Annotated in this window: 17 protein-coding genes; 4 read left to right on the top strand and 13 right to left on the bottom strand. The window is 65.0% G+C overall.

All coding sequences use genetic code 11. The features are described 5' to 3' along the window. Window positions 1-134 precede the first annotated feature (134 nt). The 5 genes from N0B71_RS17610 to N0B71_RS17590 form a co-directional block, all read right to left on the bottom strand. Window positions 135-1478, bottom strand: a complete 1344-nt coding sequence (locus N0B71_RS17610) for an ATP-binding protein (protein ID WP_259753956.1) — start codon at window positions 1476-1478, stop codon at window positions 135-137. Further along, window positions 1475-2152: a response regulator gene (locus tag N0B71_RS17605; RefSeq protein WP_259753954.1), complete on the bottom strand. Its 678-nt coding sequence runs from the start codon at window positions 2150-2152 to the stop codon at window positions 1475-1477. The genes N0B71_RS17610 and N0B71_RS17605 overlap by 4 nt, the downstream gene beginning before the upstream one ends. A gap of 55 nt (window positions 2153-2207) precedes the next feature. Continuing rightward, window positions 2208-2819: a hypothetical protein gene (locus N0B71_RS17600; protein ID WP_259753953.1), complete on the bottom strand. Its 612-nt coding sequence runs from the start codon at window positions 2817-2819 to the stop codon at window positions 2208-2210. A 295-nt stretch (window positions 2820-3114) separates the two neighbouring features. Beyond that, a complete protein-coding gene (locus N0B71_RS17595) occupies window positions 3115-4323 on the bottom strand; it encodes a lytic murein transglycosylase (protein WP_259753952.1) in 1209 nt (402 codons plus the stop codon). Further along, window positions 4320-4991, bottom strand: coding sequence for a polysaccharide lyase family 7 protein (locus N0B71_RS17590; RefSeq protein WP_259753951.1), 672 nt, complete (start codon window positions 4989-4991; stop codon window positions 4320-4322). The genes N0B71_RS17595 and N0B71_RS17590 overlap by 4 nt, the downstream gene beginning before the upstream one ends. 210 nt (window positions 4992-5201) lie before the next feature. Between N0B71_RS17590 and N0B71_RS17585 the strand changes: the two genes are divergently transcribed. Together N0B71_RS17585 and N0B71_RS17580 are read left to right on the top strand one after the other, a co-directional pair. After that, window positions 5202-6002 (top strand): dienelactone hydrolase family protein, encoded by an 801-nt coding sequence (locus N0B71_RS17585; protein WP_259753950.1) that lies wholly within the window; start codon window positions 5202-5204, stop codon window positions 6000-6002. Between the two features lie 238 nt (window positions 6003-6240). After that, entirely contained in the window at window positions 6241-6960 is a 720-nt protein-coding gene (locus N0B71_RS17580; protein ID WP_259753949.1) for a 4'-phosphopantetheinyl transferase family protein, read from the top strand. 546 nt (window positions 6961-7506) lie between these two features. Here N0B71_RS17580 and modC read toward each other — a convergent pair. From modC to N0B71_RS17550, 6 genes are all read right to left on the bottom strand, one after another. Continuing rightward, window positions 7507-8610 (bottom strand): molybdenum ABC transporter ATP-binding protein, encoded by a 1104-nt coding sequence (modC, locus tag N0B71_RS17575; RefSeq protein ID WP_259753948.1) that lies wholly within the window; start codon window positions 8608-8610, stop codon window positions 7507-7509. Window positions 8611-8617: 7 nt separating this feature from the next. Further along, a complete protein-coding gene (modB, locus tag N0B71_RS17570; RefSeq protein ID WP_259753947.1) occupies window positions 8618-9298 on the bottom strand; it encodes a molybdate ABC transporter permease subunit in 681 nt (226 codons plus the stop codon). Window positions 9299-9324: 26 nt separating this feature from the next. Then, window positions 9325-10080: a molybdate ABC transporter substrate-binding protein gene (modA, locus tag N0B71_RS17565; RefSeq protein ID WP_259753945.1), complete on the bottom strand. Its 756-nt coding sequence runs from the start codon at window positions 10078-10080 to the stop codon at window positions 9325-9327. A 232-nt stretch (window positions 10081-10312) separates the two neighbouring features. After that, window positions 10313-11938, bottom strand: a complete 1626-nt coding sequence (locus N0B71_RS17560; RefSeq protein WP_259753944.1) for an ATP-binding protein — start codon at window positions 11936-11938, stop codon at window positions 10313-10315. A 226-nt stretch (window positions 11939-12164) separates the two neighbouring features. Then, window positions 12165-12719, bottom strand: a complete 555-nt coding sequence (locus N0B71_RS17555) for a GNAT family N-acetyltransferase (protein WP_259753943.1) — start codon at window positions 12717-12719, stop codon at window positions 12165-12167. A 3-nt stretch (window positions 12720-12722) separates the two neighbouring features. Then, complete coding sequence (locus tag N0B71_RS17550; protein WP_259753942.1) at window positions 12723-13427, bottom strand: response regulator; 705 nt, start codon at window positions 13425-13427, stop codon at window positions 12723-12725. 781 nt (window positions 13428-14208) lie between these two features. Between N0B71_RS17550 and N0B71_RS17545 the strand changes: the two genes are divergently transcribed. Further along, complete coding sequence (locus tag N0B71_RS17545) at window positions 14209-17100, top strand: ribonucleoside-diphosphate reductase subunit alpha (protein ID WP_259753941.1); 2892 nt, start codon at window positions 14209-14211, stop codon at window positions 17098-17100. Window positions 17101-17332: 232 nt separating this feature from the next. Continuing rightward, on the top strand, window positions 17333-18580 hold the full coding sequence (locus N0B71_RS17540) for a ribonucleotide-diphosphate reductase subunit beta (protein WP_024763120.1): 1248 nt from the start codon (window positions 17333-17335) through the stop codon (window positions 18578-18580). A 363-nt stretch (window positions 18581-18943) separates the two neighbouring features. On the opposite strand, the gene N0B71_RS17535 is transcribed toward N0B71_RS17540, so the two are convergent. After that, a complete protein-coding gene (locus N0B71_RS17535; protein WP_259753940.1) occupies window positions 18944-19447 on the bottom strand; it encodes a hypothetical protein in 504 nt (167 codons plus the stop codon). A 950-nt stretch (window positions 19448-20397) separates the two neighbouring features. Next, complete coding sequence (gene ycaC, locus N0B71_RS17525) at window positions 20398-21027, bottom strand: isochorismate family cysteine hydrolase YcaC (RefSeq protein WP_024767455.1); 630 nt, start codon at window positions 21025-21027, stop codon at window positions 20398-20400. Window positions 21028-21296: the final 269 nt, after the last annotated feature.

Raw genomic sequence — 21296 nt, 5'->3', positions numbered from 1 at the left:
GCTCGCTCCTACCGATGAACGCCACCGGCAACCTGTGCGTAGGAGCGGACTTCGTCCGCGATAGGTCCGATGCGCGCCGGAAGCCATCGCGGACAGAGTCCGCTCCTACGCCGCAATCCTGCCCTGGCGTGCGCTCAGCCCGGCAACCGAATCCGGAAGCACGCCCCGCCGAGCTCGGAATCCTCCAGCGCCAGCTCGCCGTCGTAGCTGTCGATGATGTCCTTCACCACCGCCGTGCCGATGCCCTGGCCGGGGTGCTGGGTGTCCAGGCGCTCGCCGCGCTTGAGGATGCGTTCGCGCTGGCTGGCCGGCACGCCGGGGCCGTCGTCCTCAATGATCAGTTCGTATACCCGGCCATGCTTGTGCGCGCTGACCTTCACCGTGGTCAGGCACAGGCGGTAGGCGTTTTCCAGCAGGTTGCCGAGCATCTCCAGCAGCGCGCCCTTCTCCAGGGGCAGGGCCAGGCCCGGTGGGATGTCGCGTGCCAGCGTCACGCGCTTGTCGTGGTAGACCTTGTCCAGCGCGCCGGCGATGGTATCGAGCAACGGGTCCAGGGCCGCGCGGTGGCGGATCAGCCCGCTCTTGCGCATCGACGCCCGTTGCAGCTGGTAGCCGATCTGCTGGCTCATGCGCTCGATCTGGGTCTGCAGCACCTGCACCTGCTCTCGGTTCTTCGGCTCGTCGGCCAGGGTTTCGCTGACGCCCTGCAACACCGCCAGCGGGGTCTTCAGGCTGTGGGCGAGGTCGCCCAGGGAATTGCGGTAGCGCTCGCGCTGGGCGCGCTCGCTGTCCAGCAGGCGGTTCACCGAGTCGGTCAGGCGCAGCATCTCGTCGGGGTGGTTGTCGCTCAGGCGTTCGCGGTCGCCGGCCTCGATCTGGTCCAGCTCCGAGCGCAGGCCGCGCATGGAGCGGAAGCCCCAGCCCAGGCCGAGCCAGAGCAGCCCCAGCAACAGCAGCAACGCGCCACCCAGCCACAGGTAGAGCTGGTCGCGGAAGCCACTGACCAGTTCGCGGAACTCGCTTTCGGGCTGCATGGTGACGATGCTATAGGCCGCCCGCTTGCCACCGAGCAGGTCGATCTCCACGTCATAGACGAAGAACTCCTGGCCGGAGGCGTCGCGGATGCGGGTGAATTCATCGATCAGGCCGTCGTACTTGGGCGTGTAGTTGACGCTCTCGTCCATGGCCGAGGTGGAGCGCCACACCAGTTGGCCGGACTGGTCGTAGATGAAGCCCAGCAGCTTGGATTCGGGGAGGTTGAAGTCCTCCACCGGCAGGTGCTCGGGCATGCTCAGGGTGTTGCCCTCGATGCGCGCCGAGGACACCAGGGTCGCCACGTCCGCCGCCAGGCGCTGCTGGATGGCGTTCTCCAGGGCGATGCTGAAGGCACGCTGGAGCGCCGGCAGCAGCGCCGCCATGAACAGGACGGCGAGAATCGCCGCGCCGATCATCAGCCGCAGCCGCAGCGAGCGGATCATTTACACAGCTCGTTGAAGATGTAGCCCTGGCCGCGCACGGTATCGATCGGCTTGAAGCCGCAGGCCCCCTCCAGCTTGCGGCGCAGGCGGCCGACCAGCACCTCGATGACGTTCGGGTCGCGCTCGTCGTCGTCCGGGTAGAGCTGCTCGATCAGGCGCTCCTTGGGCACCACCTGCTGGTGATGGCGCATGAGGTATTCGAGGATGCGGTATTCGAAGGCGGTCAGTTGCAGCGACTCGCCGTTGACCAGCGCCTGCTTGCGATTGATGTCCAGCACCAGCGGGCCGGCCTCGATACTCGACTGGGCGAAGCCGCTGGAACGGCGCAGCAGCGCGTTCAGGCGAGCCTCCAGTTCTTCGAACTGGAAGGGTTTGACCACATAGTCGTCGGCACCGGCGGCCAGGCCTTCGACCTTGTCCTGCCAGTTGCCGCGTGCGGTGAGGATGAGGATGGGAAAGGTCTTGCCCTGGCTGCGGAATTCGCGGATCAGGTCCAGGCCGCTCATGCCGGGCAGGCCCAGGTCGATCATCGCCAGGTCGTGATGGTATTCGCTGGCGCGGTAGAGCGCCTCTTCGGCATTGGCCACGGCGTCGACCACATGGCCTTGCTCGCCGAGCCGGGTATACAGGTGATGGCGCAGCAGCGCCTCGTCTTCCACCACCAGCAGTTTCATGCGCGTGCTCCCTGAGTCAGGCAACCGGGCCGCGCGGGCCCGGTTGCGTTACCGGTCAGAACTTGTAGTTGGCGCCCAGGTAGAACTGGGAGCTGCTGTGCAGATCAAGGGATCCCACCTTGCTGCCGCCGTGCGGGCTCATCTCGGTACTCGCGTTGGTACGCAGGTAACGGTAGCCGCCTTCTACGGATGCGTTCTTGCCGAGTTCCTGGAGGATACCGGCTTGCGCACCGATGGCGTAACCCACATCGCTGTCGCGGCTGTAGCCCTTGGAGTCCTGCTCCAGCTTGACCAGGCCGGCGGTGCCGCCGCCGAACAGCTTGGTGCCCTGGTCGCCCAGCGGCAGGAAGGCGTCGTAGCTGCCGAGCAGGTTCTGCTGGCGCAGCTTCAGGCCGCGCTCGGTGTCGGAGACGTTTTCGTAGGTGACGTAGTAGCGACCCTGTTCCATCTGCTGGCCGGCGCGCACGCCCCAGGTGCCGCTGTTGTTGATCACGCTGTCGAATTTCGGGTTGCCCAGGTTGCGGTTCAGCGCGTCGGATTTCTGGATGTTGTTGCTGGTTTCGCCCCAGGTCATACCGACGAAGGTGTCGGCGGCGCTCGCGGCGGTAGCGGCAAGGCTGGCACCGAGGATGGCGCTGGCGAGGGCGATTTTCTTCATGGCGTTCATGGGATTCTCCCGTCAGAGGTCAGTAATGTGTTGACGGGGAGCAGGTTACGAGGGGGGCACTGAACCGAACCTGTCGGACTGCTGAACCAATACTGAACGACTTAGCTGTAGGAAATTTCACGCACCCTGGGAATTGCGGGGCCCTGCTACGTGCATTGGGTTCGCGAGCAAGCTCGCTCCTACGAAGAGCGTCCCAGGCACCTGTAGGAGCGAGCTTGCTCGTGAACCCCGATTTCCCCGCACCAACGAAAAACCCCGGCAGGCGCCGGGGCTTCGATTGATCCGGGCGTAACGCTCAGCCGCCCTGCAATGCCTTGAGGATTTTCTGCCCCGCGCGCCCATCCGCCGGGGTCAGGCCGCGCTTGTTCTGCTCCTGCTGGATCGCCTTGCGCGTCACGTCGCCGATCATGCCGTCGGGTTGGCCGATGTCGTAGCCACGCTGGATCAGCAGCTCCTGCAACTCCTTGCGCTGCGCCCGGCTCAGGCCCGGGTCGTCGGTCGGCCAGGGGGTGCGCAGGCCCGGCTCGCCGCGCAGGCGGTCGGACAGCAGGGCGATGGCCAGTGCGTAGCTTTCCGCCGCGTTGTAGGAGTAGATCGCGTCGTAGTTGCGCAGCACCAGGAAGGCCGGGCCGTTGGCGCCGGCCGGCAGCAGGATGGCTGCCTTGGAATCGAGGCTGGGGATCGGCTTGCCATCGACGCGCGTCACGCCGCGGCTGGTCCACTCCGACAATGCGCGGCGTTTGGTCCGCCCGGCCTGCGCGGCATCGAAGCCTGCCGGCAACTTCACCTCGTAGCCCCACGGCTGCCCTTCGCGCCAGCCCGCCTTGCGCAGGTAGTTGGCGGTGGACGCCAGGGCATCGGCGGTGCTGCCCACCAGGTCGCGATGGCCATCGCCGTCGAAGTCCTCGGCGATACGGGCGTAGGTCGAGGGCATGAACTGCGTCTGGCCGAACGCGCCGGCCCAGGAGCCGGTGATGCCGCTGTCGCGGATATCGCCCTGCTGCAGCAGCTTGAGGGTGGCGAAGAACTCGCCCTGGAAGAACGACTGGCGACGCCCGTAGCAGGACAGCGTCGATAGCGACACCAGCAGCGGCCGCTTGCCGGTGATGCGCCCGTAGTCGCTCTCCACGCCCCACACCGCGACCACCGTGGCCGGGTCGACCTGATAGCGCGCGGCGACCTTGCGCAGCAGCTCGGCATGCTCGGCCATGCGCGCCTTGCCATCGGCGACGCGCTGATCGTCCACCAGCCCGGCCAGGTAGTCCCAGATCGGCGTGGTGAATTCGGGCTGGGCGTCGAGCAGCGGCAGCACGCTCATGTCCGGCTGCAGGCCGCGGGTGAACTGCGCGAAGCTGGCGGCGCTGACGCCCTTGGCCTGGGCGGCGCCCTGCAGGCGGTTCAGACAGGCGCCGAAATCGTCGCCGGCGGCGGCCTGCGCCAGTGCCGCCGGCAGCAGCAAGGACAAGGCCAGGGAGGCGCGACGCGCGATGGTGGAAGTCTTCATTGGTGTCGAATGCTCAGATCGGTGAAGGTGGCGCGCCCGCCCTCGCTGGCAGGCCCGCGATTGTCCTGCAGGTACAGGCCTGCCTTGAAGTACAGGCCCTTGTAGGCCCATTGGGTGTCCAGTTGCTGGCTGACGTGGCCGTTCTCCACCTGCACGCTCAGCACCCCGCTGCTGGACACACCCAGCCGGTAGGTAAAGGTATCGCCCAGGGGGATGCCGTCATAGACGGTGTAGGTGCGCGTGGTGATGTCGTCCGGCCGATCGCGAACCAGCGCCTGAACCCGCGCCTTGTCCAGGCGCTGCTGGTAGACCAGCTTGACCAGCGGCAAGGCCTCGGCGCTGCCACTGCCGTTGCTGTGGATCTGCCCGATCACCATGCGCCGGCTGGAGGGCACGGATTCCACGCGCAGCGTGGCGACCATCAGGTTGTCTGCCAGCGGGTAGCGCCAGGTCACCAGGCGGCCGTCCGGCCGGGTCTCGCGCAATTCGGTGCGGGGATATTCGCTGCCGCTGGTATGCGCGCCGTTCACCGGCACCCAGAACTCCACGCCCTCGGCGCTGCGGCGAAAATACGGGCTCTGGTAGTCACGGCCGAGTTTCGCCGTGGAAATGGTCGCGGCCGGGCCGCGTTGGGGAATGGTCAGATTCCAGGTGCTCAGGTCCAACATCGGCCTATCGCTTCGCGGGTCAGGACATGGGCGCAAGGGTAGACGAGGCTGGCGGACTTTTCACCCGCCGGCTATGCCGAGTGCATCGCGGACAACCGCGCCCTTGAGCGGCTGCGCGGCCTCTGCGTGGGCGTTTTGCCCATCAGCGGCTATCTTCTTTGATTCCGCGCCCATCCCCTTGTCACCCGGCCATCGCCACGGAGAGTCACCATGCGCCTGCTCACCGCCCTCTTGCTGTTCGCCCTCGCGGCCAACGCTTCAGCAGCCATCAAGACCCAGGAAATTCCCTACGAATCCGCTGACGGCACGAAACTGATCGGCTACTTCGCCTACGACGACGCCAAGTCCGGCATCCGCCCCGGCGTGCTGGTGGTCCACGAATGGTGGGGCCTGAACGACTACGCCAAGGGCCGCGCCCGGCAACTCGCCGAACTGGGCTATAGCGCCCTAGCAATCGACATGTACGGTGACGGCAAGCACACCGACCACCCCAACGACGCCAAGGCCTTCATGGCCGAGGCGCTGAAGAATGCCGACGCCGCCAAGGCGCGCTTCCAGGCCGGCCTCGACCTGTTGAAGAAACAACCGCAGACCGACCCGAGCAAGATCGCCGCCATCGGCTACTGCTTCGGCGGCAAGGTAGTGCTGGACATGGCCCGCGCCGGCCTGCCGCTGGCCGGCGTGGCGAGCTTCCACGGCGTGCTGGCGACCCAGACACCGGCGCAACCGGGGCAGATCAAGACCAGGATCCTCGTCGAGCACGGCGGCGCCGACACCCTGGTGCCGCCCGACAGCGTGGCCGCCTTCAAGGCGGAAATGGACAACGCCAAGGCCGACTACAAGCTGGTGATCCAGCCCGGCGCCAAGCACAGCTTCACCAGCCCCGACGCCGACAAGCACAAGGGCCACGGCCTGGACGTGGGCTACGACAAGACCGCCGACCAGAAGTCCTGGGCGGACCTGCAGGCGTTCTTCAAGGAAATCTTCGACGTCAAACCGGACGCGTCATAAAAACGCAGGCAATAAAAAACGGGAGCCCATCCGGGCTCCCGCACTCAATCAAGTGTCTAAGGTCAGAGCCCGCCTTGGCGGCACTCCGACAACAACCTCACCTGCGTCCCCGTGGGAACGCGTCGCGCAGTGTGACAAAGCTTGTCAGACGAATCCGTACGCCTTTGGTGAAGGTTTGCAAACGAATGTAAGCGCCGCGTGACTGGCGAGCCACATTCTGGCGCGGCAGAATGCTCCCATGACCGCTCTCCCCGACTTCTGTACTCCGCTCGACGCCGACTGGCCCCTGCCCACTCCCCTGTCCGGCGTGCAGTTGCGCAGCACCCGTTTCGACCGCCAACGCCTGCAGCCCGGAGACTTTGCCCTGAGCCGCATCGAGGCGCCGGCGAACATCCAGCGCGCCGTCGCCAAGCGCCAGGCCGAGTACCTGGCCGGGCGCCTGTGCGCCCGCGCGGCGCTGCTGGCGGCCGGCTCGGCGGCCTGGGTGCCGGGCACCGACGAGGAGCGCGCGCCAGTCTGGCCGGCGGGCTTCTGCGGTTCGATCACCCATGGCGACGGCTGGGCGGCCGCCATCGTCGGCCGTGACGACCAATGGCGCGGCCTCGGGCTGGACGTGGAGAACCGCCTGGACATCGCGCGCGCACAGCGGCTGGCGGCGGAGATTCTCACCCCGGGCGAACTGACCCGCCTCGACTCACGGCTGGCGGCGTTGCAGGTCACCCTGACCTTCTCCCTCAAGGAAAGCCTGTTCAAGGCGCTCTTCCCGCTGGTGCGCAAACGCTTCTACTTCGAGCACGCCGAGCTGCTGAGCTGGTCCGCCGGAGGGCACGCGCGGCTGCGCCTGCTCACCGACCTGTCGGCGGAATGGCACCACGGCAAGGAGATCGCCGGGCAGTTCAGCCTGTTCGATGAGCGCTTGCTGAGCCTGGTGGCCATTCCGGCGATCGACGCCCGCTGAGTCGGCTGACAGCCGTAGAACGCGCCGCCCTGTGCTCTCGTGGGGCACATGACGCGCCGGCGTTATCCGCCGCTAAGCGACGGCGGATAAACCTGTTCCAGGGCATGCGCGCTACGGACTAACTGCTGCGCTGGGGCCCCCTCTCCCCTGCCCTCTCCCTGAAGGGAGAGGGAGCCATCCGAGCCAGCTGACGCCATGGATTCCTCCTGCACCGATCAGTCCCCTCTCCCTTCAGGGAGAGGAGCCGGAGCCATCCGAGCCGGCTGACACCATGGATTCCTCCTGCGCCGATCAGTCCCCTCTCCCTTCAGGGAGAGGGCGCTGCTGACCGACAGATTGGCTTCTTTCTGCACCCAAAGCGCCAACCTGTAGGAGCGCGCCATGCGCGCGATCGCGGGCATGGCCCGCTCCTACACGGTGCTCCGCATCAGCTCGTAGGGCGCATAACGCGCCAGCGTTATCCGCCGCCACCCGATCCATCGACACCGGCGGTGTATTCATTCGCGAGCATGGACCGGGCGTCCCCTCGGTCCGACCCAGCGCCAATTAGGCCAGCAGCGCCACCGACTTGATCTGTGCCCACACCGCCTGGCCGGTGTGCAGGCCAAGCTGGTCGTGGGAGTAGCGGGTGATCCGCGCCAGCAGCGGCGTGCCGGTTACGTCGAGCTTCACCAGCAGGTGCGCGGGGTTCTCCGTCGGCACCATCTCGACGACGCGGGCCGGCAGGACGTTGAGGATGCTGCTGTGCGCCGCCGGCTCCAGGCTCAGGCTGACGTCCCGCGCCTGCACCTGGATGCGCAGCGCCCTGCCCTTGTCCATCGGCGCGTGGGCCACGCGGATGCGCTGCTCGCTGTGCGGCAGCGCCAGGGTCAGCAGGCCATAGTCGGCGTTGTGCCCCAGCACCTGGCCGTCGATGACCACGCCGGCATCCTCCAGGTGGGAGATCGGCAGGTCGGTGCGCGCCAGGGTTTCCACCACCGGGCCGCTGGCAATCGCGCGGCCCTGGTCGAGCAGCACCAGGTGATCGGCCAGCCGCGCGACCTCATCGGGCGAGTGGCTGACGTAGAGCATCGGGATATCCAGCTCGTCGTGCAGGCGTTCCAGGTACGGCAGGATTTCCGCCTTGCGCTTGAGGTCCAGCGCCGCCAGGGGCTCGTCCATCAGCAGCAGGCGCGGGCTGGTCAGCAGCGCGCGGGCCATGCCGACGCGCTGGCGTTCGCCGCCGGACAGGTGCGCCGGCATGCGCTCCAGCAGATGGCCGATGCCCAGTAGCTCAGTGGCGTGTTCGAGCGCCACACGGTGCTGGGAGCGCGGCACGCGCTGCATGCCGTAGGTGAGGTTGCGCTTCACCGACAGGTGCTCGAACAGGTTGGCATCCTGGAACACATAGCCCAGGGCTCGCTGGTGCGGTGGCAGGAACACCCCGGCGGCGCTGTCCTGCCAGACCTCGCCGTTCACCACCAGCCGGCCGAGCGGTGCGCGCTCCAGCCCCGCCACGCAGCGCAGGCAGGTGGTCTTGCCGGAGCCGGAGTGGCCGAACAGTGCGGTCACGCCCTTGCCCGGCAACTGCAGGTCGACATCCAGGCTGAAGCCCGAATAGGCGATGTTGAAGCGGGCCTCGATCGTGCGCGGGGTAAGCTCTGGCGACATACCCACCTCAGGTCCAGGCCGATCGGCTGCGACGGCTCGCGTAGAGCGCCAGCAGCACGATGAAGGAGAAGATCACCATGCCGCCGGCCAGCCAGTGCGCCTGGGCGTACTCCATGGACTCGACGTGGTCGAAGATCTGCACCGACACCACGCGGGTCTTGCCCGGAATGTTGCCGCCGATCATCAGCACCACGCCGAACTCCCCCACGGTATGGGCAAAGCCGAGGATGCTGGCGGTGATGAAGCCAGGGCGCGCCAGCGGCAGGACCACGGTGAAGAAGCTCTCCAGGGGGCTCGCACGCAGCGTGGCGGCGGCCTCCAGCGGCTTGTTGCCGATGGCCTCGAAGGCGTTCTGCAGCGGCTGCACCACGAAGGGCAGCGAATAGAACACCGAGCCCACCACCAGCCCGGCAAAGGTGAACGGCAAACGCCCGAGCCCCAGGCTCTCGGTGGCCTGCCCGATGAATCCGTTGGGCCCCAGGGTAATGAGCAGGTAGAAGCCGATCACCGTGGGCGGGAGCACCAGCGGCAGCGCCACCACCGCCCCCAGCGGGCCCTTCAGCCAGGAGCGGGTGCGCGCCAGCCACCAGGCGATGGGCGTGCCGATCAGCAGGAGAATCGCCGTACTCAGGGCAGCCAGCTCGAGAGTGAGCCGGATGGCCAGGAAATCCTCCTGCGTGAGGGGCATCGCTGTTCCTGTCTGTCAGTTGAGCGTCAGAGTTCGTAACCGTAGGACTTGATCACCGCGGCGGCCTTCGGCCCTTTCAGGTATTCGACCAGCGCCTTGGCGGCCGCGCTGTCCTTGCCCTTGTTGAGGATCACCGCGTCCTGGCGGATCGGGTCATGCAGCTCGGCCGGGACGATCCAGGCGGAACCGCTGGTCACCTTGCCATCCTTGTAGATCTGCGACAACGCCACGAAGCCCAGTTCCGCATTGCCGGTGGAGACGAACTGGAAGGCCTGGGTGATGTTCTGGCCTTCGACGATCTTGCCAGCGACCTTGTCCTGGAGGCCGAGCTTGGCCAGCACCTGGGTGGCGGCCAGGCCGTAGGGCGCGGCTTTCGGGTTGGCGATGGCCAGGTGCTGGAACGCGTTCTTCTTCAGCACCTCGCCCTTGGCATCGACATAGCCGTCCTTCGCCGACCACAGCGCCAGGGTGCCCACGGCATAGGTGAAGCGCGAGCCGGGGACAATTTCCTTTTCCTCTTCCAGCTTCTTCGGCGTGCTGTCGTCGGCGGCGAGGAAGACCTCGAACGGCGCACCGTTCTTGATCTGGGTATAGAACTGGCCGGTGGCGCCGTAGGCGGCGACCAGCGTGTGACCGGTGTCCTGCTCGAAGTCCTTGGCAATGGCCTTGATCGGCGCGGTGAAGTTGGCGGCAACGGCGACCTGGACTTCGTCGGCCCAGGCCGCGTGCAGCGGGAGGCAGGAGGCGACCAGCAGGGACAGACTGGCGAAGCGGTGTTTCATCGTGAGGCTCCAGTGGGTTGTTGTTCTCAAGCGTCGGTCCGGCCGATGGAAACAGCGCCTGCAGGCGATCGCTATAACAAAAATTACATAACGATAGCGGCCATTACGCAATACCGCCACGGGATACCGGTTCAGTCAGGGCAACAGGTGGAACGGAAAGTGGCGCAGCGCAGCAGTGAAAGCCGTCGGCCGGCGATGGCACCGAGACATTCTGCACTTTTTGACCCAGCGGTCAAATATCGTCGTTTACCGTCGGTGCCTGGCGGCGCGGCCACATCAGGGTGAAGCAGGCGCCCCCCAGCACTTCGCTCTTGGCGATCTGCGCGCGGCCGCCGTGCCAGTGGATGATCCGCCGCACGATGGACAGCCCCAGCCCGTGCCCGCCGGTGACCCGCGCACGGCTGTCGTCGGCGCGGAAGAACGGTTGGAACAGCCGGTGCCACTGCGCTTGCGGCACGCCGGGGCCGTCGTCCTCCACGTCCACCTGGCAGCGGTCCACGCTCACCCGGTAGCTGATCCGCACCCGCCCTTCGGCGTAGCGCAGCGCGTTGGTCATGAGGTTCTGCAGGGCGCGGTGCAGGTAACGCGGCTCGGCCTCGATCCAGCTGCCCTGGTCGAACGGCACCAGCGAACCGGCCTCGCAGGTGACGGTGATTTCCCGTCGCAGCGGGGCGATTTCCGCCACCACCTGCTCCACCAGCGCGCCGAGCTCGATGCGCTGGTAGCTCAGCGCCGGCGAGCCCTGCTCCAGCCGCGCGTAGGTGAGCATCTCATCCACCAGTTGGTCGAGGTCCTGGATATCGCCGTCCATGCCCTCCATGTACTTGCGCCGCGCCGTGTCGGTCTCGGCGGACTCGATCATCTCCAGCCCGAAGCGCAGCCGCGCCACCGGCGTGCGCAGCTCGTGGGACACCGCGCGGACCAGCTCGCGCTGCACCGTCAGCAGTAGGTGCAATTGCTCGGCCATGTGGTTGAAGGCGCCGGCGAGACGCCCCACCGAGTCGGCGCCGCGCACTTCCACGCGGGTGTCCAGGCTGCCGCGGGCGATGCGCGTGGCGGCGGATTCGAGGCCGCGCAGGCGCTGCTCCAGGCCGCTGATGAGCAGGTACAGGGTCAGGCCGATCAGCGTCAGCGCCACCACCACGATGATGGTCAGCAACTGCGGCGGGTACGGATTCATCTGGTAGATCGGCCCCAGCTCCAGCACCCAGGGGGTGTCGAGGATGCCCGAGAGCACGCGGATCGAGTCGCCGCCCTTGCCCAGCGCCATTACCGTGTCGCCCTCTTCCACCCGACGGCTCTGGTCGTCGTCCAGGTCGACTTCCTTCAGACGCGCCAGGTGCACCTCGTAGCCGAAGCGCTTGTCGCGGACGATGCGCGCCAGGTGGTAGGGCTGCTCGCTGGCCGGGTAGCGCTTGAGCTCGTCCATCAGCAGGTAGATGGTGGCGCGCGCCAGTTGCTCGCTGACCTGCTCCACCTCGCCGGTGAGGATCAGCCCTTCCGCCGCGCTCACCTGGGTCATCACCTTCACTTCATGGGGCGCGCCGGCCTGCACCAGTACCTGGTCGTTCATCAGCCGCGCCCGGCTGCGCCCTTCCATGCCCAGCGCATCCAGGCTGGTGAGCTTCAGCGGGATGCCCAGCAGGCGGCTCCACTGGCTCAGCGCGCGCTTGCGGTCCACCTCGCTCATGGGCAACAGCTCGTCCGCCATCAGGCGGAAGGTGCCGCGCGCCAGGTCCTCGCGGTAGCGCTCGCCGCGCACCTCGTTGACCAGGTGCAGGGTGAGCACCGCCAGCGCGGCGACCGCCACCAGCGTCAGCAGCATGCCGCCGTAGATGCGCAGGAAGATGGATTTCATGGGTGGTTGATCCGGGCGGGCATGGTGCAGGTGAAGAGCACCCTCACCCTAGCCCTCTCCCAGAGGGAGAGGGGACTGTGGGGAGTACGCGTGAAGCTTGCTGCTTCAGCCGGACAACTCAGTTGGCACCGATCACGACAGGACAACACCGAATCGGCAGCTCGCACGGACGGCCCCCTCTCCCTCTGGGAGAGGGCTGGGGTGAGGGCAAGCCCGAGCACCCGCCTCACCTGGCCGCCGCCGAGTTGAGCAACCCGTAGTTATCCAGGCTAACGAATGCGCCATCCTTCACCTCGCACTCGCGGCGCCGACCTTCCAGAGTGAACCCCTGGCGCAGCAGCAAGCGGCCGCTGGCGAGGTTCTCCGGTTCCACCTCGGCCTCGATGCGGTGCACGTTCATCTCGTGGAAGGCGTGACGGAAGATCAGCGGCAGGCATTCGCTCATCACACCCTGCCGCCAGTGCTCGGGCAGCAGCCAGTAGCCCAGTTCCAGGCGGCGATGTTCGTGTTGCCAGTTGTTGAAGCCGCAGCCGCCGATGACGTCCTCGGGGGCTTCCGGCCGGCAGATCGCCCACCAGATGCCGCTGCGCTCCTGATGGATGCGCTCGAACCATTCCATCTGCTCGCGAGTGGCTTCCAGGGTCGCATAGGAGACGCCGTAGTGGCGGATCACCTCGGGATGCGAGAGCGCGCGAAACACCGTCGGCTGGTCGGCATCGGTGAAGGCGCGCAGGCGGAATCGCTCGCCGTGCAGCTCGGGAAAGGGTGGCACGGCGCTCACGGCCTACAGTTCCCCGACGAACAGGTAGCCCTTGCTACGCACCGTCTTGATCAGGCGCGGGTGCATCGGGTCGTCGCCGATCTTCGGGCGGATGCGCGAGATGCGCACGTCGATGGAGCGGTCCTGGCCGTCGTACTCGATGCCGCGCAGGGAGTTGAAGATCTCCTCGCGGGAGAGGATGCGCCCGGCGTTGGCCGCCAGCAGCCAGAGCAGGTCGAACTCGGCGCTGGTCAGCTCGATGGTCTGCTCGTCCAGCCAGGCTTCGCGCATGGCGTTGTCGATCACCAGCTTGCCGAAGGTCAGGCGCTTGCCGCCCGCCGCCGGTGCGGCCTCGGCCGGCTCGCTGCGGCGCAGCAGGGCGCGGATGCGCGCCAGCAGCACACGCGGGCGCACCGGCTTGCACACATAGTCGTCGGCGCCCATCTCCAGGCCCTGCACCTGGTCCATGTCGTCGGTGCGCGCGGTGAGCATCAGGATCGGCCCGTCGTAGTCCGGGCGCAGGCGCTTGCAGATGGACAGCCCATCCTCTCCCGGCAGCATCAGGTCGAGCACCACCAGGTCCGGCCGCTCGGCCAGTACCCGCTCCACCGCCTTGCCGCCATGGGACTCGATGGACACCGCCAGGCCGTTGCTCTCCAGGTAGTCCTGGGTCAGCTCGGCCAGTCGCTGGTCGTCCTCGACGATGAGAATGCGCGCTTCTTGTTCCACCTTGCCTCCTGATGCGCCATGAGCGTGCGCGGGCACACCTCACTATAGAGCGCCCGCAAAAGCGGCCGGCATTGTAGCCAGATTGCCAGCACCGCCGCACGCCACTGGCGTAAGCAGGCGTTGCACGAAAAGGTCAAGGGCTGCTCGGTGAGAAACACTACATATTGTGGTAGTGTTCTCCCCCGCGCAGTGCCTCCCTGGCGTGTGAAAAATCTGTCACCAACCACGACGAACGGTGAAAGGCAGACAGCATCAGGGATAGCGCGAGTTACCCCGCTTCACCCACATTCCATGCACATTTTATCCACAGCTTTTCCCCCATCGCCCGCCTTGCAAACACCCCCTTAGCGCATTATCTTGTATCCCCGTTGCGGCATACCCCTACATCTTGGGGTTGCCACCACGAACCGGACACAAGAAGAAAGTCGAAATTCCGAGCCTGTTCCACGGCTCCTCCGGTTCCACCACAGCGTATTCCAGACGGTCTGATGTGCCAGGCGGCCCCGCCCGCAAGGAGCGATTCATGTCGATGGAAATGCGGTACGGGTGTTGCAACGTAACGTTCAACACCACTAGGTATTGTGGTCCCGGCCCGTAAAGCCGGCACCCGAGTTGGGCCAGGGAGGCGCTTCGGGTCACTCCCCCTGTTCCAGACGAATTCCAGCCCGCGGCTGCACCCGCGGGCGACTGCTCTTTTTGCTCTTTATTCGCTCCTTGCTTTTGAGATGGCGCCCCTGGCGTCGGCAACAAACCCATTACGAGAACGTGGAGACAACCACCCATGCAAATCGACACCACTCGCGAGAACCCGCAGGCCGCAGCGCCGCAGGCCGCCGAATCCGCCCAGGATCTGGCCGCCACCGCGCCCGGCCAGCTGCGCGTGATCAAGCGCAACGGCACCGTAGTTCCCTACACCGATGACAAGATCACCGTAGCCATCACCAAGGCGTTTCTCGCCGTGGAAGGCGGCACCGCCGCCGCCTCGTCGCGCATCCATGAGACCGTGCGCCGCCTGACCGAACAGGTCACCGCGACCTTCAAGCGCCGCATGCCCTCCGGTGGCACCATCCACATCGAAGAGATCCAGGACCAGGTCGAACTGTCCCTGATGCGCGCCGGCGAGCAGAAAGTCGCCCGCGACTACGTGATCTACCGCGAAGCCCGTGCCAACGAGCGCAAGAACGCCGGCACCGCCAGCGACATCGCCCAGCCGCACCCGAGCATCCGCATCACCAAGGCCGACGGCAGCACCCAGCCGCTGGACATGGGCCGCCTGCAGACCATTATCCGCGAAGCCTGCGAAGGCCTGGCCGAAGTCGATGGCGAGCTGATCGAACGCGAGACCCTGAAGAACCTGTACGACGGCGTCGCTGAGAAGGACGTCAACACCGCCCTGGTGATGACCGCCCGTACCCTGGTCGAGCGCGAGCCGAACTACTCCTACGTCACCGCCCGCCTGCTGATGGACACCCTGCGCGCCGAAGCCCTGGGCTTCCTGGGCGTCGCCGAAAGCGCCACTCACCACGAGATGGCCGACCTGTACGCCAAGGCCCTGGCCGCCTACGTCGAGAAAGGCTCCGAGTTCGAGCTGATCGACAGCAAGCTCAAGGAATTCGACCTGGCCAAGCTGGGCGCCGCGATCAACCACGAGCGCGACCAGCAGTTCACCTACCTCGGCCTGCAGACCCTGTACGACCGCTACTTCATCCACAAGGACGGCATCCGTTTCGAACTGCCGCAGGTCTTCTTCATGCGCGTGGCCATGGGCCTGGCCATCGAAGAGAAGGACCGTGAAGCTCGCGCCATCGAGTTCTACAACCTGCTCTCCTCGTTCGACTACATGTCGTCGACCCCCACCCTGTTCAACGCCGGCACCCTGCGTCCGCAGCTCTCCAGCTGCTACCTGACCACCGTGCCGGACGACCTGTCGGGCATCTACAACGCCATCCACGACAACGCCATGCTGTCCAAATTCGCAGGCGGCCTGGGCAACGACTGGACTCCGGTGCGTGCGCTGGGCTCCTACATCAAGGGCACCAACGGCAAATCCCAGGGCGTGGTTCCGTTCCTCAAAGTGGTGAACGACACCGCGGTGGCCGTGAACCAGGGCGGCAAGCGCAAGGGCGCCGTCTGCGCCTACCTGGAAACCTGGCACCTGGACATCGAGGAATTCCTCGAGCTGCGCAAGAACACCGGTGACGACCGTCGCCGTACCCACGACATGAACACCGCGAACTGGATTCCGGACCTGTTCATGAAGCGCGTCTTCGACGATGGCAAGTGGACCCTGTTCTCCCCGTCCGAAGTACCGGACCTGCACGATCTGACCGGCAAGGCCTTCGAAGAGCGCTACGAGTATTACGAAGCCCTGACCGAGTACAACAAGATCAAGGTGTTCAAGGTCGTCCAGGCCAAAGACCTGTGGCGCAAGATGCTCTCCATGCTCTTCGAGACCGGCCACCCGTGGCTGACCTTCAAGGACCCGTGCAACCTGCGCAGCCCGCAGCAGCACGTGGGCGTGGTCCACAGCTCGAACCTGTGCACCGAGATCACCCTGAACACCAACAAGGACGAGATCGCGGTCTGCAACCTGGGCTCGATCAACCTGGTCAACCACATCGTCGACGGCAAGCTGGACACCGCCAAGCTCGAGAAGACCGTGAAGACCGCCGTACGCATGCTCGATAACGTTATCGACATCAACTACTACTCGGTCCCGCAGGCGCGCAACTCGAACCTCAAGCACCGCCCGGTGGGCCTGGGCATCATGGGCTTCCAGGACGCGCTGTACCTGCAGCACATCCCGTACGGCTCCGACGCTGCCATCGAGTTCGCCGACAAGTCCATGGAAGCGGTGAGCTACTTCGCCATCCAGGCCTCCTGTGACCTGGCCGACGAGCGTGGCGCCTACGAGACCTTCGACGGCTCCCTGTGGTCCAAGGGCATCCTGCCGCTGGACTCCCAGCAGATCCTCATCGAAGCCCGTGGCCAGAAGTACATCGACGTCGACCTGACCGAATCCCTCGACTGGGCTCCGGTACGTGCTCGCGTACAGAAAGGCATCCGCAACTCGAACATCATGGCCATCGCGCCGACCGCGACCATCGCCAACATCACCGGCGTATCGCAGTCCATCGAGCCGACCTACCAGAACCTGTACGTGAAATCGAACCTCTCCGGCGAGTTCACCGTGATCAACCCCTACCTGGTTCGCGACCTCAAGGTGCGCGGCCTGTGGGACCCGGTCATGGTCAACGACCTGAAGTACTACGACGGCTCCGTGCAGCAGATCGAGCGCATCCCGCAAGACCTGAAGGACCTGTACGCCACCGCCTTCGAAGTCGAGACCAAGTGGATCGTCGACGCCGCCAGCCGCCGCCAGAAGTGGATCGATCAGGCCCAGTCCCTGAACCTCTACATCGCCGGCGCCTCGGGCAAGAAGCTGGACGTGACCTACCGCATGGCCTGGTACCGTGGCCTGAAGACCACCTACTACCTCCGTGCCCTGGCCGCCACCAGCACCGAGAAGTCCACCATCAACACCGGCAAGCTCAACGCCGTGTCGGCCGGTGGCAACGAAGGCCTGCAAGCCGCCCCGGCCGCAGAGCCGAAGCCGGCTCCGGTTCCTCAGGCTTGCTCCATCGACAATCCTGATTGCGAAGCTTGCCAATAAGGTGAGCGCGCCGCGAAAGCGGCGCTGACACCGAAACGGCAGACCGCACGTCCCCTCTCCCTCTGGGAGAGGGCTAGGGTGAGGGGCTCTATCGGGCCCCTTTTCCCCACCGAACAACAGCCTCCTCCGCCGCGCACGCGCAGGACGGAAGAAGCACAAGCTCTTAGCGTGCACCCCACGCCACCAGACATCAGGCCGCCCTAGAACGGCCATCCAGAACAGGAGAGGACCCATGCTGAGCTGGGACGAATTCGACAAAGAAGACGCCACCGAAGCCAAGGCCGCCCCGGCAGTCGCCCAGGCCGCCGCGCAGAACGCTGACAAACTCGACGCCGACGCCGCCGGCTCCGTCGAAGAAGCGCGCGCCGTTTCCGCCAACGACTCCGACGCCGTCGCCCGCGCCAAGCAGGCCCTCGACGCCCTGGACATCCAGGAAGGCCTGGACGATCTCGAAGGCTCCGCCGCCCGCGTACAAGTCGGCGACAAGCAGATGATCAACGCCCGCGCCGACCTCAACCAGCTCGTACCCTTCAAGTACGACTGGGCCTGGCAGAAGTATCTGGATGGTTGCGCCAACCACTGGATGCCCCAGGAAGTGAACATGAACGCCGACATTGCCCTGTGGAAGAGCAAGGACGGCCTCTCCGAAGACGAGCGCCGCATCGTCATGCGCAACCTCGGCTTCTTCTCCACCGCCGACTCCCTGGTCGCCAACAACCTGGTGCTGGCCGTCTACCGCCTGATCACCAACCCCGAGTGCCGCCAGTACATCCTGCGCCAGGCCTTCGAGGAAGCGATCCACACCCACGCCTACCAGTACTGCATCGAATCGCTGGGCATGGACGAGGGTGAAATCTTCAACATGTACCACGAGATCCCGAGCGTCGCGAAGAAAGCGTCCTGGGGCCTGAAGTACACCCGCTCGATCTCCGACCCGCAGTTCCAGACCGGCACCCCGGAGACCGACCGCCAGTTCCTGCGCAACCTGATCGCCTACTACTGCGTCCTGGAAGGCATCTTCTTCTACTGCGGCTTCACCCAGATCCTCTCCATGGGCCGCCGCAACAAGATGACCGGCACCGCCGAGCAGTTCCAGTACATCCTGCGCGACGAATCCATGCACCTGAACTTCGGCATCGACGTGATCAACCAGATCAAGATCGAAAACCCGCACCTGTGGGATGCCCAGATGAAGGACGAGGCCACCCAGATGATCCTCCAGGGCACCCAGCTGGAGATCGAATACGCTCGCGACACCATGCCGCGTGGCGTACTGGGCATGAACGCCGCGATGATGGAGGACTACCTCAAGTTCATCGCCAACCGCCGCCTGACCCAGATCGGCCTCAAAGAGGAATACCCGGGCACCAGCAACCCGTTCCCGTGGATGAGCGAAATCATGGACCTCAAGAAGGAAAAGAACTTCTTCGAGACCCGCGTAATCGAGTACCAGACCGGCGGCGCGCTGAGCTGGGACTGACGGAAGTAGTAGCAAGACCGCAAGTCAAGACCATTAGATGCGCTGTAACCCGAAATGGATTTTTGGGGCAGTGATTAGAAAAGCGAAGAGCCCCGCCTAGTGCGGGGCTTTTTGTTTTCTAACGTCGAGGAGTGAACCAGATCGAGAGCCGCCTGCCGGTTAGACAATGCGCCAAGCTTGATAGATAATCCAGCTTGCTTTCAGAAATTACCTAATAAGGTAAGGGCTGCGAGCACAACCAACCTCAAGTCAATGAGGAGATGCACCAGCGAGTCAGCCAGACTCATGTTTGCCTCCGATATGTTCTGTCCTCTGCCGAGAACGTGGTTGGTACTAGGCCCTGCTCTGCAAAGCAGGGCCTTCTTATTTCTGAGTTGCTTTAGCTAGCTTAAAACGGTGAGGAACGCTTCCCCTCGCTCTAAACGTGCGAACTACAATGCCTTCGCCCTCTAAATCAGCTAGAGCCATTGCTATTCTGGCTCTCGGGCTCTTGCCGTTTACCGCTTTGGATGAGCGCAGGAAGGCCTCCTCCACCATCGCAACGGTAAACTCCCGGTCATCGCTAAACTCTTGAGCGATGACCTGTCGTGTTTCTTCGACGAAGGTGAGCGCTTGGATAGCTGGAGCTGGAGCTGGAGCTGGAGCTGGAGCTGGAGCTGGAGCTGGAGACTCTAACTTAGTACCTACAGAAAGCTCAGCGTATGGAAGGCTTGATCCTATCTCTTCACGCATACGCTTCCCCAATACTTCCAGCACAGCGAGAGCCTTCTCTAGCTCTTCAAGCCTCTTCTGAGACTCCTCAATCCCTTTCTTTTCCTTGTCAATGGTTATCCGGAGATACTCCAGAAGGGTCCTAGAGTCAGTCATCAAAACCCCCCGCATCAGTGACATTGAATGACGCGATCTTAGCAATCACTGACATAACTTACAAGAGCATACTTGGAAAAACAGAGGAAAGACAAGAACTGATAAGCTGGCGTAACGTACCTGGCTGAAGCCCTTATTGCACCGGGGATGTACAACGTTTTTTCAAATGCCAAACTACCGACGCGCCTGGGTGCAGAGTGGCACCTACTTCTTCGCGGTCACGCTACGTGACCGCCGCTCCAGCCTCCTCACCCAGGAAGGCTAATCGCTCCCCTCCTCCCCCGGCAGCCCAGGCCTGGCGCGTAGGAACGGACCTTGTCCGCGAATCCCCTGCGGATGGCTGCGGGCTATTAGCGGCACTGCCGCGGTTGGCGCCTGCGCAGGAGCACCTGTCTTTCCCCAGATAGCTCTGTGTTTGCGCTTTCCCCTCACCCCAGCCCTCTCCCCCAGGGAGAGGGAGCAGATCGTGCCGGCTGACGCTGTGGGTTCATGCTGCACCTACAGTCCCCTCTCCCTCTGGGAGAGGGTTAGGGTGAGGGCCACCCAAGCGCAGGCGTGCAGGGTAGGAGCGGACTTCGTCCGCTATGGACCGGGCGCTGCACCGACGGGTTCGCGAGCAAGCGCGCTCCTACAGATGGCGGATGAGCGGGGGCCTGGGAGATTTGCTTCCGCCGCGGGGGATTTCGCGGACAAGGTCCGCTCCTACGGAGGCGTAGCGCTCGGAGTCTGCAGGACTGGGCCTTTACGATTTTTAGAGAACGCTCGGGCATGCCGAAGCGGCGCTCAAATCCCCAAACCAAGGCAGTAGACCTGCGATGCCGGAGCAAAGGAAGCGTCGGCCTTGCCGACGGGTCGCGGGCGTGGCCCGCTCCTACAGGTGGGCGATGCACACGTGCGACGCAAAAAACCGGAGCCTCTTTCGAGGCTCCGGTCTTCAGTTCGGCGGAGGCTTACTTGCCAGCGGTCAGCGCGTTGTAGCTGGTGATCAGGTTGCGGTAGTCCGGGATGTGGTTGGAGCACAGCGCGGCCAGGCCTTCGATGTCGTTGCGCCAGTCGCGGTGCAGCTCACAGGCCACGCCGAACCAGGTCATCAGCTGCGCGCCGGCCGCTTCCATCCGGCGCCACGCGGCGTCGCGGGTCATCTCGTTGAAGGTGCCGGAGGCATCCGCCACCACGAACACATCGAACCCTTCGGCCAGGGCCGCCAGCGCCGGGAAGGCCACGCACACCTCGGTTACCACGCCGGCGATGATCAGTTGCTTCTTGCCGGTGGCCTTCACCGCCTTGACGAAGTCTTCGTTGTCCCAGGCGTTGATCTGGCCGGGGCGGGCAATGTACGGGGCGTCCGGGAACTGCGCTTTCAGCTCGGGCACCAGCGGACCGTTGGGGCCGGTTTCGAAGCTGGTGGTGAGGATGGTCGGCAGGTTGAAGAACTTGGCCAGGTCGCCCAGGGCCAGCACGTTATTCTTGAACTTGTCCGGATCGATGTCACGCACCAGCGAGAGCAGGCCAGCCTGGTGGTCGACCAGCAGTACGGCGGCGTTGTCTTTGTCCAGGCGGTTGTAGGTGGCGTTGGTCATGGTGAAATCCTCGATTTGCTTTCAGTGGGTGCCGGCCGGGCCGGAAGGTTTGGACTCGTCGTGCAGTGCGTCACTGCATGGAGCAAAGGTTAATTTCGACACCCTTGCTCCACCAGACGGCAAAAATTGCCTCTAGCGTTCCATTTTCAGAACGATAAAAACGGAGCAGCGCTCAATCCCGTGATTCCCGAGGCTTGCGCGCTTGAGCGAGCGCCGAGCACCGGGCGAGACACTGCCCGAGAGCGCCGGATTCCACCTTCACCAGAAAC

The sequence above is a fragment of the Pseudomonas sp. GCEP-101 genome (assembly GCF_025133575.1).
GTDB classification, from domain to species: domain Bacteria; phylum Pseudomonadota; class Gammaproteobacteria; order Pseudomonadales; family Pseudomonadaceae; genus Pseudomonas; species Pseudomonas nitroreducens_B.
The sequence above is the reverse complement of the archived record's forward strand: the minus strand, read 5'-3'. Positions and strand labels throughout refer to the sequence as shown.